The 14,544-nt window shown below is 58.1% G+C and carries 11 protein-coding genes and 1 pseudogene; 8 read left to right on the top strand and 4 right to left on the bottom strand.

The window, feature by feature from the left end:
- Window positions 1–214: 214 nt before the first annotated feature.
- The 4 genes from moaC (at window position 215) to H8B15_RS05840 (ending at window position 6,437) form a co-directional block, all read left to right on the top strand.
- A complete protein-coding gene (moaC, locus tag H8B15_RS05855) occupies window positions 215–706 on the top strand; it encodes a cyclic pyranopterin monophosphate synthase MoaC (protein WP_187318737.1) in 492 nt (163 codons plus the stop codon).
- Window positions 696–1,856, top strand: a complete 1,161-nt coding sequence (locus H8B15_RS05850; protein WP_187318736.1) for an NTP transferase domain-containing protein — start codon at window positions 696–698, stop codon at window positions 1,854–1,856. The genes moaC and H8B15_RS05850 overlap by 11 nt, the downstream gene beginning before the upstream one ends.
- Before the next feature lie 227 nt (window positions 1,857–2,083).
- Entirely contained in the window at window positions 2,084–4,333 is a 2,250-nt protein-coding gene (locus H8B15_RS05845) for a S41 family peptidase (RefSeq protein WP_187318735.1), read from the top strand.
- A 364-nt stretch (window positions 4,334–4,697) separates the two neighbouring features.
- The gene (locus H8B15_RS05840) at window positions 4,698–6,437 is read left to right on the top strand and encodes a S41 family peptidase (protein WP_187318734.1); all 1,740 of its coding nucleotides are present in this window, start codon (window positions 4,698–4,700) and stop codon (window positions 6,435–6,437) included.
- A 153-nt stretch (window positions 6,438–6,590) separates the two neighbouring features.
- On the opposite strand, the gene H8B15_RS05835 is transcribed toward H8B15_RS05840, so the two are convergent.
- The gene (locus H8B15_RS05835; RefSeq protein WP_187318733.1) at window positions 6,591–7,007 is read right to left on the bottom strand and encodes a molybdenum cofactor biosynthesis protein MoaE; all 417 of its coding nucleotides are present in this window, start codon (window positions 7,005–7,007) and stop codon (window positions 6,591–6,593) included.
- Window positions 7,008–7,151: 144 nt separating this feature from the next.
- On the bottom strand, window positions 7,152–7,394 hold the full coding sequence (locus H8B15_RS05830) for a MoaD/ThiS family protein (protein WP_187318732.1): 243 nt from the start codon (window positions 7,392–7,394) through the stop codon (window positions 7,152–7,154).
- Between the two features lie 124 nt (window positions 7,395–7,518).
- Between H8B15_RS05830 and moaA the strand changes: the two genes are divergently transcribed.
- Window positions 7,519–8,523, top strand: coding sequence for a GTP 3',8-cyclase MoaA (moaA, locus tag H8B15_RS05825; protein ID WP_187318731.1), 1,005 nt, complete (start codon window positions 7,519–7,521; stop codon window positions 8,521–8,523).
- A gap of 212 nt (window positions 8,524–8,735) precedes the next feature.
- Here moaA and H8B15_RS05820 read toward each other — a convergent pair whose 3' ends face one another.
- Together H8B15_RS05820 and H8B15_RS21175 are read right to left on the bottom strand one after the other, a co-directional pair.
- Window positions 8,736–9,116: a hypothetical protein gene (locus H8B15_RS05820; protein ID WP_187318730.1), complete on the bottom strand. Its 381-nt coding sequence runs from the start codon at window positions 9,114–9,116 to the stop codon at window positions 8,736–8,738.
- A gap of 231 nt (window positions 9,117–9,347) precedes the next feature.
- A pseudogene (locus tag H8B15_RS21175) lies at window positions 9,348–10,406 on the bottom strand (MutS-related protein).
- A 443-nt stretch (window positions 10,407–10,849) separates the two neighbouring features.
- Here H8B15_RS21175 and H8B15_RS05805 point away from each other — a divergent pair.
- From H8B15_RS05805 to fdhD, 3 genes are all read left to right on the top strand, one after another.
- Window positions 10,850–11,932 (top strand): hypothetical protein, encoded by a 1,083-nt coding sequence (locus H8B15_RS05805; RefSeq protein WP_187318728.1) that lies wholly within the window; start codon window positions 10,850–10,852, stop codon window positions 11,930–11,932.
- A gap of 77 nt (window positions 11,933–12,009) precedes the next feature.
- Entirely contained in the window at window positions 12,010–13,254 is a 1,245-nt protein-coding gene (locus H8B15_RS05800) for a WcaI family glycosyltransferase (protein ID WP_187318727.1), read from the top strand.
- Window positions 13,255–13,511: 257 nt separating this feature from the next.
- The gene (fdhD, locus tag H8B15_RS05795) at window positions 13,512–14,387 is read left to right on the top strand and encodes a formate dehydrogenase accessory sulfurtransferase FdhD (RefSeq protein ID WP_187318726.1); all 876 of its coding nucleotides are present in this window, start codon (window positions 13,512–13,514) and stop codon (window positions 14,385–14,387) included.
- Window positions 14,388–14,544 lie beyond the last annotated feature (157 nt).

Here is a 14,544-nt window from a genome sequence, read left to right as displayed (position 1 = left end):
ATGCGAAATTGTAAGACAGGCGGCGGTAGTGCTAGACGATTTGCGGCTGGTTTGGTTATACTGCTTCCGCAGAAGTACACCGTATGTACTTTCTCGCAGAGGTTCGCGGAGGGAGGCGCGGAGGTTCGCAGAACGCAACCGCTAGAACACTGCGAACCTCCGCGCCTACCTCTGCGAGAAATAAACTCACTCCGAAATCAACCCACCTATTCTGATGACATCCGACAATCAAAAACTCACCCACCTCGACGCCAGCGGGCAACCGGCTATGGTTGATGTAGGTGGCAAAACTGCCACCCGCCGTGTGGCCCGCGCCCGCAGCATTGTAGTAGTAGGCTCCGAAATCCTGAAACTGGTGCAGGATGGTGACCTACCTACCCGCAAAGGCCCCGTATTCCAAACGGCTATTCTGGCCGGCATCATGGGAGCCAAGCGCACCTCGGAGCTGATTCCGCTGTGCCACCCGCTGGGCCTCGACGATTGCCAGGTGCGCATAGAAGTGCAGCAGCCCGATGCGGTAATTATTGAATGTACGGCTTCCGTAACCGGCAAAACCGGCGTAGAGATGGAAGCCCTCACGGGAGCATCCGTAGCCGCCCTCACCATCTACGACATGTGCAAAGCCTTGTCGCACAACATCGTTATTCAGGAAACGCGCCTGCTCGAAAAAACGGGCGGCAAACAGGATTTTCATCATGCCGACTAACCAGCCCCTACCCGCCCCGCACACCAAGCACGCCGCCCTGGCCCGGCCCGCCACCGGCGAGTTCAATCGCCAGGAGCTAGCTATTCTGGGCGCGCCCTGCGGCGTGATTAAAGATTTGGTAGCGCGCCTGTTGCCGCACCTGTCGCCTACCTTGCACGCGGCCTACGTAGACGCCGACCACGCCACCGGCGACGAAGCCGCCCCCACCGATACCTTGCTGACCGTAGGCGCCGCCGCCGAGCTGACCGACAAAATCCATTTTCGCCGCCTTGATGTGCAGCGCGGCATGGACAAGTTTGCCCAGCAGCACTGGCTGGGCAGCCAAAGCCTGGTGTTGGTGAATGGCAACCACTTCCGCGCCCAGCAGCAGATTGCCATCATCAGCACCAAAAAACCGCTCGAAAAGAAGCTCGACCGCCTCACCGACGTGCAGCTGATTTTGCTGAGTGAAGGCGAAACCGAGCTGCCCGCCTACCTGCAAGCCCACCTGGGCGAGCGGCAGCCTACTGTCCTCGCCCTCGACGATACCGCGACCATTGCCGACTGGCTACTACAATGGTGGCAGGCCAGTGCGCCGCCTCTGCGTGGCCTAGTGCTGGCCGGCGGCCACAGCCAGCGCATGCAAACCGACAAAGGCCAGCTGCGCTACCACGGCCAGGAGCAGCGCCAGTACGCCGCTGGCCTGCTGACCGAGGTGTGCCAGGACGTATTCGTGTCCTGCCGCGCCGACCAGGCCGACGCCCTCCCCCCCAGCCTCACGCCCCTACCCGACCAGTTCCTGGACCTCGGCCCGATGGGCGGCATCCTCACCGCCTTTCGCCACGACCCCAACGCGGCCTGGCTGGTGGTGGCCTGCGACCTGCCCTTCCTCTCCGCCGAAACCCTGCGCCACCTGGTAGCGCACCGTCACGCCGGCCGCGTGGCTACGGCCTATCAGAGCCCCCACAACGAATGGCCCGAGCCGCTCATCACCATCTGGGAGCCGCGCAGCTACGCGGTGCTGCTACAATTTCTAGCCCTGGGCTACTCCTGCCCGCGCAAAGCGCTCATTAACAGCGAAATTCAGCTCCTGATGCCGCCGGCCCCGCAGGAGCTGCGCAACATCAATACGCCTCAGGAGCGCGAAGCCGCCGAGCGGGAGCTAGGGTAGGGGCGCCTTGCAGGCGCCCCTACCCTGCCAGGGCGTAGGCGTTGAGCTGAAGCACCCATATAGTAGCGCAAACCATGTAGTTCGCGCCTCAGAACAACAACTGGTACAATAGCCCCGAAGCGTGAACTACATAGTTCGCGCTTCGGGGCTATAAATTTTAAAGCCTACCTGCTACCTTCTACTACATTTCTGACTCCATATGCCATACACCTATTCTTCTCTTTCCTATGAAATTACCTTACCTCGCGCTGGCATTGCAACTGGGCGGTGCTACCGTCTCCCTGGCGCAAACTGCGGCTCCGGCGACTACCTATGATTTTGAGTATCCCAGTGGTCAATTGCCTGCTACTTGGTACACCAACAACGGCAAAGGCTACCGCGTCACCCTCGACTCAGTAGTGCGCCACCAAGGCAAGTATGCGCTGCGGATGCAGGACAGCCAGGCCAAGCAGGGGCAATTTGGCGTGGCTACGTTGCGAATTCCGGCGCAATACGCGGGTAAGTCGGTTACGCTGAAGGGCTTCATCAAAACGGAGGGCGTATTGGAGCAGGGCTCGGCGGCCATCTGGCTGCGCGAAGATGGTTCAAGCGGCTCCGTGGCTTTCAAAAACACCCAGGACCAGTCCATGCGGGGCACTACCGACTGGAAGCAGTTCAGCATTACGCTGCCCCTGGAGGAGCAGGCAGAATATATTCTGTTCGGCGGCATTTTGGCCGGCACCGGCACCGCCTGGTTCGACGACCTGGAGCTAACCATTGATGATAAACCGCTGTCCGCTGTAGCTACGCGAACCATATCCGTTAAGCCAGCGGCGCGAGACACGGCGTTTCAGCAGGCCTCGGGGATTATGTTTCCAAAAAAGTTGAGCACGCAGCAGGTAGAAAACCTGGCAGTGCTGGGCCGGGTATGGGGCTTCGTGAAATACTACCACCCGGCCGTAGCCGCCGGCAACTTCAACATGGACGCCGAGCTGTTTCGGGTGCTACCGTCCGTGCTAGCGGCGCCCAACGAGAAGAAACGCAGCCAACTGCTGAGTACCTGGGTGACGAAGTTTGGCGAAGTGCCCGCGTGCAAAACGTGCGTAGAGCTGCCCGCCGACAAAGTGCGCCTGCAACCCGATCTGGCGTGGCTATCGGATAAAAAACAGCTCGGCGAAGCGCTTCGTAATCAACTCGCCTACCTGCGCCAAAACCGCAACCAGGGGGAGCATTACTACGTGAGTGCGGCTCCGAACGTAGGTAACCCCGTCTTTCAGCACGAAGCATCATATGGCCGCACCGTGCTACCCGATGCCGGGCTGCGCCTATTGGCGCTCTACCGCTATTGGAACATGATTGCGTACTTCTTCCCCTACCGGTATGCCATTGGGGAAGATTGGCAACAAGTACTACCGGAGTTTATTTCCAAGCTGACTAGCAGCAACACCGCCGAGCAGTATCACCTTACCCTGTTGGCGCTCATTGCCCGCATTCACGATACGCACGCCAATATTTATCAGGATGAGGTGCTGACCCACTACAACGGTAAGCTGTACGCGCCGGTGCGCCTTCGCTTCGTGGAAAACCAGGCCGTAGTGACGGATTACTACCATGCGGCGCTCGGAAAAGAATCGGGCCTGCAAGTGGGCGACGTGGTGGTGAAAATCGACGGCGTGCCGGTGCCGGATCTGGTGAAAAAGTGGCAGCCCCTTGCCCCGGCCTCCAACGAGCCGGCTCAGCTGCGCAACATTGCCAACCTGCTGCTGCGCGGCAACACAGAGAAAGTACCCGTAGTGGTGCGCCGCAACGGCAAGGAATTTCCGCTCACGCTCACGCGCTACGCAAGCACCAAGCTCGATATGCAAATGAATTGGGGCACGCCGGACCCAGCAGCCTCAGCCTGGCGGTTGCTGCCGGGTAATATCGGCTACCTCTCGCTGGGCACGATCAAGAAAAATAAGCTGCCGGAAATTATGCAGGCCGCAGAAGGTACGAAGGGAATGGTGATTGATATCCGCAACTACCCCTCCGAGTTCGTGGTGTTTGCCCTGTCGCAGTACCTGGTGCCCAAACCCACGCAGTTTGCGCTATTCAGCGGGCCCGACATAACCTCTCCAGGCACTTTCCCCCTGATGCCAGAACCCGTTTCGGTGTCGCCCGGCGTGGTGAAGCCCTACCCTGGTAAAGTGGTCATCTTAGTGAATGAAATCTCGCAGAGCCAGGCCGAATACACCACCATGGCCCTGCGCACCGCCCCCAACGCCACCGTTATCGGCAGCACCACAGCCGGTGCCGACGGCAACGTGTCCAGCATCATGCTGCCCGGCGGCATCCCCACCATGATTACCGGCCTGGGCGTGTACTACCCCGACGGCCGCGAAACCCAGCGCATCGGCATTGTGCCGGATATCGAGGTGAAGCCTACCATCCAAGGCGTCAAGGAGGGTAGGGATGAACTGCTGGAAAAAGCTGTGCAGCTGATTGAAACAGCCGGGTAGAATTGTCATTCCGAGCAGCGTGAGGAATCTGAGTAATTATTCCGAAATGGTTTCACTCAGATTCTTCGCGCCGCTCGGAATGGCCGTTGCGGATGCGCGACTTCCCTACCCTTACTCGGAGCCGGGGGAACCGGACGATTGAAATGTTGCGTGTTAAAAGTTGAATGCTCGTTGAATGGCATTCCTACTTCTTGGGTTCCTCTCGGCTTCCCTTTTTCGGCGGGGGACGAGGCACCCCGTCAGTACACTATATGGGTTACTGATTAGGCCTATTGATGCGGGTGGCGGAGTAAGTGCCACACTATATCTAGTGCTTCTGCTATCTTCCTGACTTCATATCACATACGTTTATTCTTTTCTTTCTATGAAGCTATTCTACCTCGCGCTGGGATTCCAGCTGAGCTGCGCTACCGTTTCCCTAGCGCAAAAAACTGCTCCGGCGGCTCAGGATACCGCCTTTCAGCAACGCTCCGGCATTGTGTTTCCCGAAAAGCTCAATCAGCAGCAGGTAGAAAACCTGGCAGTGCTGGGGCGGGTGTGGGGTTTTGTGAAGTACTACCACCCCGCCGTGGCGGCTGGCAACTTCAACATGGACGCCGAGCTGTTTCGGGTGCTGCCCGCCGTGCTGGCGGCGCCCAACGAGCCCGCTCGTAGTGAGGTGCTGCACGGCTGGGTAGCAAAATTCGGCGAGGTGCCCAAGTGCAAAACGTGCAAAGAGCTGCCCGCCGACAAAGTGCGCCTGCAACCTGATCTGGCTTGGCTATCAGATAAAAAACAGCTTAGCGACGCACTCAGCACTCAACTCCTTTATCTGCGCCAGAACCGGAACCAAGGCGCGCATTATTATGTGAGCACGGCTCCGAGAGTAGAAAACGCTGTATTCCAGCACGAAGCACCATATGGCCGCGCCGAAACCCCCGACGCCGGGCTGCGCCTGTTGGCGCTCTACCGCTTCTGGAACATGGTTGACTATTTCTTTCCCTACCGGTATGCCATCGGCGAAGATTGGCAACAAGTGCTGCCGGAGTTCATTCCCAAGCTGACCAGTAGCAGCACGGCCGAGCAGTACCGCCTCACATTACAGGCACTCATTGCCCGCATTCACGATTCCCATGCTGGTATCTACAAAGATGAGGTGTTAAATAAGTACGAGGGTAAATTATATGCGCCCGTACGTCTTCGCTTCATAGAAAACCAGGCCGTGGTGACCGACTACTACAATGCTGTCCTTGGAAAGGAATCGAGCCTGCAACCGGGCGACGTGGTAGTGCAAATCGGTGGCGTCCCAGTGCCGGAATTGGTGAAAAAGTGGCAGCCCCTTGTCCCCGCTTCTAACGAGCCCGCTCAGCTACGCGACATCGCTAAACTGCTGCTGCGCGGGCATACAGAAAAGGTGCCTGTAGTTGTGCGCCGCGACGGCAAGGAGTTTCCGCTGATTATCACCCGCTACGAGGGTACAAAGCTCAACCTGAAAATGGATTGGGGCACGCCGGACGCAGAGGCCTCGCCCTGGCGCCTGCTGCCGGGCAACATTGGTTACCTCGCGCTGGGTACCATAAAGAAAAGTAAGCTGCCGGAAGTGATGCGGGCTGCTAAGGAAACCAAAGGTCTCATTATCGATATTCGTAATTACCCAGCTGAGTTTGTAGTGTTGCCCTTGTCGCAGTACTTGGTCCGTAAATCCACATCATTTGCATTTCTCAGTCGCCCGGATGTTACGTATCCAGGGCAGTTTCCTGTCAAGCAACCGGAATATGTACGGTCAGGGATAGGCCAATTCTACCCTGGAAAGGTGGTCATTCTTGTCAACGAAATCTCGCAGAGCCAGGCTGAATTTACTACTATGGCTCTGCGCACCGCCCCTAATGCCACCGTTATCGGCAGCACCACGGCCGGCGCCGATGGCGATGTGTCTACCATTGTATTACCCGGTGGAGTTTCCACTTGGATTACCGGCCTGGGCGTGTACTACCCCGACGGCCGCGAAACTCAGCGCATCGGCATTGTGCCGGATATCGAGGTGAAACCTACCATTCAAGGCATCAAAGAGGGGAGGGACGAGGTGCTGGAAAAAGCTGTGCAGCTGATTGAAACGGCTGGGTAACGTTCCCTCTCTTGTGTCATCCTGAGCAGCGCGAAGGATCTTCTCACGGTAGAACGAGTCGTTGCTACGATTATCGTTCACACGTGAGAAGATCCTTCGCGCTGCTCAGGATGACAATCTTCTTGCTCTCCTACCCCTTCCCTCACACCCTACCTACGGGTGTGCCGCTACCCACGTGGTGCCATCTTCGTAAAACTCTTTCTTCCAGATGGGTACCACCTGCTTCAAGGTGTCAATGATATACTGACAAGCCGCAAACGACTCGGCGCGGTGGGGGGTAGACACGGCTACAATCACGGCTACGTCGCCGATGTGCAGGGTGCCTTTGCGGTGAATAACGACCACCTGGCGCAGCATGGGCCACTTTTCCTGAGCCTGCTCGGCTACTTTGCGCAGCTGGTGCAGGGCCATGCTGTCGTAGGCTTCGTAGTCGAGGCGCACCACGCGGCGGCCGGTGCTCTGGTTGCGTACCGTGCCAATAAACGAGTTGACCGCCCCGGCGCCGTCGTCCTCGGCCAGTTGCAGGGCGACAGTGATGTCAATGGGTTGGTCGGTGAGGTCGATGTGCATTCGGGTGTGGGTATGTCCAGAAAAAATTGTCATCCTGAGCTTGCGAAGGACCTTATGTCGGTAGAACGAGTCGTTGGTACGTCTGTCGTTCTTACGTGAGAAGGTCCTTCGCAAGCTCAGGATGACAGACAGCTAAGATATTGCTTACCCACCGCTTACGGGTGGAATCAGAGCTATTTCGTCGCGCTCGTGCAGAGCGGTGTCGTCGGTGGCGTAGTCGTTGTTGACGGCCACGGCCAGGCTGCTGAGCTTGCCCAGCGCGGGGTACTGTTGGCGCAGCTCCGCCAGTAGATTCTGCACCGAATGGCCGTCGGGTGTGGTCAGCTCCAGGGTAGGGCGGCCCACAATCTCGCGGGTGATGCCGAAAAGGGCGATGGTTAATTTCATTGGGCGAAAGAATGAACAAAGCAACTGTTTTGTTGCTTAAGTAGTACCTGCAAAAGAAGCCTACCCGCTTTTTGTTCCAATAGTTGTCCTCGTCGGCATTGGCGAGGCGTTTTCGCATTTGTTCATGTCCGTTACTCCTACTGTTCTCTACGATTCGCACAACCGGCCGCTGGAGTACGTGCGCCTGGCCGTAACGGACCGCTGCAACCTGCGCTGCTTCTACTGCATGCCCGAAGAAGGCATCCAGTACGTGCCCCGCCAGGAGCTGCTGACCTACGAGGAAATGACGCGCCTGGTGACGCTATTGGCTGGTTTGGGTGTGCGTAAAGTGCGCCTCACGGGCGGCGAGCCATTTGTGCGGCGAGGCCTGATGGGCTTCATCGAGCAGCTCACGCACATCCACGGCATTAATGACATCAGCCTGACCACCAACGGCGTACTCACCGCCCCCCACGTGCCGGAGCTGGCCCGCCTGGGTGTGCGCGCCGTAAACCTGAGCCTGGATACACTGGACCGGGCCCGCTTCCACCAAATCACGCGCCGCGACGAGCTACCCCAGGTGCTCGACACGTTTTACGCCCTGCTGGCGGCCGGTATCAAGGTGAAAATCAACGCGGTGGTGATGGATGGGCAGAACATTCAGGACTTGATTCCGCTGGCCGAGCTGACCCGCGACCTGCCCGTTGAAATGCGCTTCATCGAGGAAATGCCTTTCAACGGCGGCAGCCACGCGGCCACCCTACCTTGGAATCACCGCCGTATTCGGGAGCACTTGGAGGAGCATTTCGGCGCATTCACGCCGCTGCCTACCCCTGTGGGCGCCACGGCCAGCGAGTATAGCGTGGCCGGGCACCAGGGTAGCATTGGTATTATTGCGGCCTACTCGCGCACGTTTTGCGGCACCTGCAACCGCATCCGCCTCACGGCCGAGGGCGGCCTCAAAACCTGCCTTTACGACCAGGGTGTGCTCGACATCCGGGCCATGCTGCGCGGCGGCTCCTCCGATGGGGATATCGTAGCGGCCCTCTCCAACGCCTTCCGCTACCGCGCCGCCAACGGCTTCGAGGCCGAAAGCCAGCGCCCCCTACACCAGCTCAGCTTCGAATCGATGTCGACGATTGGGGGATAAGGTAGGCGTACGAAAAAAGAATGTCATGCTGAGCGCAGCCGAAGCATCTCGCGTGCTGACGCCAGGTAGTAATTACCGGAAGCAAGCGAGATGCTTCGGCTGCGCTCAGCATGACGTTCTGGTAACTTCCTGAATAGCTTCTACAACAGCCTTAAAACTAACAGAGCCACTCCAATTTGGAGTGGCTCTGTTGTTATGATATAACCCAGTGCTTACTTCAGCACCTCGGCTGCCTGACGGCACACGTCGCGGGCAATGGCCAGGTTGGTGTCGCGGGAGTTTACTACCAAGTAGATGAACTTCTTACCGTCCTCCGTGATGTTGAGCAAGTGCAGCTGATTGGTGAGGCTGATGAGGATATCATCAATTTTTTCGCCCGACAGCTTCAGGGCCGTCATGGCCTTTTGCTTTTGCTTCACTACCTCCGTGTTGTAAGCCGCCGCGGTTTCGGGGTTCAGGTTGGGGGTGTTGGAGTGCGACGCCAGGGCCATGCCCGACTGAATATCCACCACGGCTACAGCCATCAGGCCGGGTAGCGAGTCGAGGATGCTTTGTACCGATTGACCAGCAGGAGTGTTCGTAGAGTAAGCCATGGTATACTACCTAAAATGTGAGTGAAAACAAATTGAAAGGAAGATTGCGCAGTTATGTAAATCAGAGAGTTAAACTGTTTTTTCTGCTGCATGGACTAGTACAAGGATGACGCCGCTACGGCCGGACAGTCGGCCCTTTTTGCTGAGTTGCTACTTTTTTGCAGCGAACGGTAGGATTTTTATAGCGAGTGGAAAATTAGAAGTGAAACACCGGCCCATGAGTATCGCTTGCTATTTCAGGAGCGTGTTCAATCCTACCTCGTCAAAGAGCAACCGCCCGATCTTCAGCTGCGACCAGCCCGGGCAGAGCCGATAGGAAAATACCGGTCGGCCGTTGGCAATGGAACAGTCGATGCAGTAGGCGCCCACGGCCGCACCCAGCGGCGCTAATTTCGCTTCGAGTCCCAACAGGTGGGTAGAGACAAAGAAAACAGAACCTGGAAAGCGCGTGAGGCCGCTAATGGTTGCCTGGGTGATGTCCAGCGCATCGTCCTGATTAGTGCCGCGAAACAACTCGTCGAACACCGCAAAACACCGCTGCTTCTCTTGCCCTGACTGCTCCACTACGGTTTTGAGGTGCAGCAACTCGGTCATGAAGTGGCTGTAGCCGCTACGCAGGTTGTCGTTGAGGTTGATGCTGACTGCAATGGTATCGAATTAGGGTAGGGTGCACGCCGTGGCCGGCACGCCCAGGCCCAGGTGCGCCAGATACACGCACAAGCTCAGGGCTTTCAGAAACGTAGACTTGCCGGCCATATTAGGGCCTGTGAGTAGGAGTACGTTCTCGCCGGGCCGCAGCTGGAAGGAGTTGCGCACTGCCTGGGGCACAAGCGGGTGATAAAGGTCTTCTATCACAAACTGCTGGGCGTCGAATTGGGCAAAGCACAATTGGTGCTGCACCACACCTTTCGCCACCGACCAATACGCCTCAAACCGAAACAGAAACGACCAGAATGCCGCGGTTTCTTCCGCTGTTAGTTTCTGCACAGCGTTGGTCGTCTGAAGGATGTGGGAGGTGGTGAAGGCATTTTCCCGCACTGCCGCGGTCTGTGCGCCTAAGTTAAACACCGATAGAAAAGCAGTGGCAGCGGTGAGCTCAGCTCTGAAAGCTGACGGAAAATCGGCCGGGTTGAGGCGCGTGAGGTAGTGCGTTTGCAGCCGTTCCAAAAAGATAACCAGCTGCACCACCTGCGACTGAATCTGGTGGCGCTTCTCCTCCGAAAAAAAGAATTGCAGCCGTGCCTTTGCCCCGTTGGCCAGCTGTAGGCGCCCGCTTTGCACCTCGTGCATAAACGACTGCGCTCCGCGGAAATACAGCACCGAGTAGGAGAAATCGGCCAGCACCGCCCAGTTTCTAAGAAAGGCCTGAAGGATGGCTTGGCGCTCGGCTACAGCGGCCGGCGTGGGTGGCCGTTCGTCGAACAGTCGTCGCAAAGCATCCTCCGACTGCTCTTGGTGCGTAAAATTGAAGAGCGGCAGAATGTCGCGCTCCATCTGCAAGTCGTCGATAAGCAGCATAGGGTAGGGGTATAGGCTCTCAACGCCGGACACAGACCAAAGCGTGTGCACTACTCCAACCGCCTAAACCTGAGACGATGGCAGCAATAGAAAGAAGAAAGCGCCAGTATGTGGGCGCCGCCGTATAGAGAAATCTTACTCACGGAGCAGCGCAACAGGCTATGTCGGATATATGGTGGCGAGTGCCCATCTTTATAGGAGGAATCTTTCTAGTATTGGCCACGGTATTGGCTGCCGTGCGCTCCTTCGTGTTGCCCCGCAGCGAAGCGGTACGCATCAATAAGTGGGCGCTGACACTGGTGCGCTACCTATTCGATACGGTGGCAGTACTTGGCAAAACCTACGCCCAGCGCGACCGGGTGATGGCGCTGTTTGCACCGGTAGGGCTAGTAATGCTTCCCCTGATATGCCTGGCGCTGGTAGCGGCCGGGTACACTGCCATCTACTGGGCCCTGGGCAGTGGCAGCCTGGCCCGGTGCTACAAACTCAGCAGCAGTTCCCTGCTCACGCTGGGCACCGACGAGTCCCGCTCGCTCGTAGTCAGTGCCTTTTCCTACTCCGAGGCGGCGCTGGGCCTGCTGCTTATCACACTGTTGATTTCGTACATTCCGACCATGTATCAGGCCTTTGTCCGGCGTGAGGCCGTGGTGAGCCAGCTGGAGCTGCGCGCCGGCAACAACCGCTCGGCCATCGACCTGGTATGCTGGCTGGGCCGCTCCCATGCTCTCGACGACGACCAAAAGGAATGGGACCAGTGGGCTGTTTGGTTTGTGGAGCTGGAGGCCAGTCACACGTCGCTGCCCATGCTCACGTTTTTTCGGTCGCCGCAGCCGGGGCGCTCCTGGGTAACGGCCGCGGATATTATTCTAGACGCAGCTGCGCTCATTCTCAGTGGTGTAGACCAGCCTCACAACCGCTACACGCAGCTTTGCTTTCGGGCCGGGTGCCTGTCGCTCAACCGAATTATGCGCTACTTTCACGACCATTCTCACACGCGAATAACCTTTTGGGGACGGGAAGACAATGCTATTATGGACCCCGATCCGGCAGCCTACACGGCGGCCCTGGAGCAACTGGCCGCCGAGGGTATTCCGGTGATGACAGACAAGGAAGCTGCCTGGCAGAAGTACCAAGAGCTGCGCACGCACTACTCCGATGCCGTGAACTACCTGGCGCGCCTCACCAGCTCGCCCCATCTGCAAGCCTTGTACATGGAGCCCTCAGTGGCCGACGAGCAAGCTGCCCAGCAGGCTATGGAAACGGCTGCTGCTCACAATCAAAAAATACCGCTTGATTAGGAAGCACGTAGAATCCAGCCAAATTTGTGCAGCGAAGGCTACGCTACGTAGCTCGTTTTTCAACCCGGCTTGCTTGTATGAAGAAAAGAATCCTCCTGATAGGGTACAACTACGCACCCGAACCCACTGGCATTGGCAAGTACAGCGGCGAGATGATGACGTGGTTTGCGGACAATGGCTACGACTGCTCCGTGGTAACGGCCTACCCCTACTATCCCTACTGGCAGGTGCAGGAGCCCTACGTGAAAAACCGCTTCTGGTATAAAACTGAGCAGGAAACCACCGAGAAAGGCAACCGCCTCACGGTGCACCGCTGCCCCATGTATGTGCCCGCCAAGCCTACCGGCCTCAAGCGCATTCTGCTGGACTTCTCCTTTCTGCTGACTGCCGGCGCTAAGGTGGTGCAGTTGCTTTTCGGGAAGAAGTTTGACTACGTGGTGACGGTGGTTCCCTCCTTCCAATTCGGGTTACTGGGCGTGCTCTACAAGAAGATTCGAGGGGGCAAAATGGCCTACCACATTCAGGACTTGCAGATTGAAGCCGCCCGTGACCTGCAAATGATTAAGTCGCCCAAGGTGATTGACCTGCTGTTTGGGGTAGAGCGCTACATCTTCGGGCAGTGCGACCTGATTACCAGCGTAGGCGAAGGCATGGTGCGCAAAGTGCAGGAGAAGACCGATAAACCTGTACGCCTGTTCCTCAACTGGACCGACACCACCCGCTTCTACCCTCTACCCAACAAGGCCCCCCTACGCGAGGCCTTGGGCTTTGCGGCCGACGACCAGCTGCTGCTCTACTCGGGTGCTATTGGCGAAAAACAAGGTCTGGAAGCCATTCTGCAAGCAGCCCACGAGTTTCGGGCGCAGCCCCGGCTCAAGTTCATTATCTGCGGCTCGGGGCCCTATAAAGCCAAGCTGCAAGCGCTAGCTGAGGAGATGAAACTGCACAACCTGTTTTTCCTACCCCTGCAACCCATCGAAACGTTCAACCAGTTTTTGAATGCTGCCGATGTGCACCTCATCATCCAGAAAGCCAATGCCGGCGACCTGGTGATGCCTTCTAAGCTGACCACCGTGCTGGCAGTAGGGGGCGTGGCCGTCATCACCTCCAACCCTGGCTCGGGCATGTATGCGCTGGTGCAGGAACACCAGATGGGCATTCTGGTAGAAGCCGAAAACCAACAGGCCCTGAATGAAGGCATTGCCGCGGCTATAGCGCAGGATACCACCCAGTACAGCCAAAACGCCCGCCGCTACGCCGAGCAGCACTTGTCGCTGGAAGGTGTGATGGGCGGTTACGAGCAACTGCTGCTGACAAGCTAGCGGCGCAAGGCACCTGCCCGTCTGCCGGTCCGACGCCGTAGGCGTCCGACCGGTCGTCGTTGAACAAGCTTCGTGCTGATGTCGGCCCAACCGGCGCGGCCGTCTGCCCGTGCTTACCCCGGCGGCACGGCCGACTGCAACGACGACCGGTTGAGCGCCTACGGCGTCGGACCGGCAGCCATCAGTAGGTCCTGGCAAACTTGTACCCGGCAAAAGAGGTTAGGATACTATACCCATCATTTCCTACCCTTCATCCTGTGCAATCTTTCCTACCCCCCACCAGCTACGAGTACGTAACTGTGCAGAAGGTGACGGCCGGGCACGGCGCCATCCCTGCCACCGACGTGCTGGCCGCCGAAGAACCCCTGGAAATCAGGGTAGGCTACGGGCCGACGGCCGCCCGCGAGCACCGCACGTTGGCCATTACCATGCGCACACCCGGTCACGACTTTGAGCTGGCCGCGGGTTTTCTGCTCACCGAGGGCATCATCCGTAGCCGGCAGGAGCTGAACGGCGTAATCTATTGCCCCGATGTGACCAAGGAAGAAGAGCGCGAAAACGTGGTGCGCGCCGAGCTGGCTACTTCCGTACCCGTAGATCTGCCGCGTCTGGAGCGCCACTTCTACACCAGCAGCAGCTGCGGCGTGTGCGGCAAAACCAGCATCGACGCGGTGCACGCCAGCAGCTGCCCCGTGCTACCCACCGACGGCCCCTACCTAGAGGCCAGCATCATCCACGAGCTGCCCGAGCGGCAACGGGCGGCGCAGGAGGTATTCGAGCAAACGGGCGGCCTGCACGCGGCGGCCCTTTTCTCGCCTACTGGCGAGTTGCGCCTGCTGCGAGAAGACGTAGGCCGCCACAACGCCTTAGACAAAGCCATTGGCGCGGCGCTGCTCAATGAGCAATTGCCCCTGCATGATACCGTGCTGCTGGTAAGCGGCCGGGCCTCGTTTGAACTGGTGCAGAAAGCGGCCGTGGCGGGCATTCCGGTGCTGGCCGCCGTGGGCGCCCCCAGCAGCCTGGCTGTCCAGGCCGCGCACAATTTCGGTATGACGCTGCTGGGCTTTGTGCGTCAGCAGCGGTATAATATTTACACTCACCCGTGGCGGGTTAGAGGTGAGATGGTGAACTAGGGGATAGAAAAACGTGTGTCATCTTGAGCGCAGCGAAGGACCTTCTCACGTCAGCACGACGAGCGTTGCAACGACTTGTTCTCGCGTTTATCATTCTATCGTGAGAAGGTTCTTCGCTGCGCTCAGGATGACACACGTTTTCGCTACTTCACAACCT

This window comes from Hymenobacter citatus, assembly GCF_014333615.1.
Lineage (GTDB): Bacteria > Bacteroidota > Bacteroidia > Cytophagales > Hymenobacteraceae > Hymenobacter > Hymenobacter citatus.
The sequence above is the reverse complement of the archived record's forward strand: the minus strand, read 5'-3'. Positions and strand labels throughout refer to the sequence as shown.

Coding starts and splice junctions, on each gene's coding strand:
- H8B15_RS05830 (WP_187318732.1), bottom strand. CDS start 7,394: ATGAAATTAACCATCGCCCTTTTCGGCATCACCCGCGAGATTGTGGGC.
- H8B15_RS05850 (WP_187318736.1), top strand. CDS start 696: ATGCCGACTAACCAGCCCCTACCCGCCCCGCACACCAAGCACGCCGCC.
- H8B15_RS05820 (WP_187318730.1), bottom strand. CDS start 9,116: ATGGCTTACTCTACGAACACTCCTGCTGGTCAATCGGTACAAAGCATC.
- H8B15_RS05845 (WP_187318735.1), top strand. CDS start 2,084: ATGAAATTACCTTACCTCGCGCTGGCATTGCAACTGGGCGGTGCTACC.
- moaC (WP_187318737.1), top strand. CDS start 215: ATGACATCCGACAATCAAAAACTCACCCACCTCGACGCCAGCGGGCAA.
- H8B15_RS05840 (WP_187318734.1), top strand. CDS start 4,698: ATGAAGCTATTCTACCTCGCGCTGGGATTCCAGCTGAGCTGCGCTACC.
- H8B15_RS05835 (WP_187318733.1), bottom strand. CDS start 7,007: ATGCACATCGACCTCACCGACCAACCCATTGACATCACTGTCGCCCTG.
- H8B15_RS05800 (WP_187318727.1), top strand. CDS start 12,010: ATGAAGAAAAGAATCCTCCTGATAGGGTACAACTACGCACCCGAACCC.
- moaA (WP_187318731.1), top strand. CDS start 7,519: ATGTCCGTTACTCCTACTGTTCTCTACGATTCGCACAACCGGCCGCTG.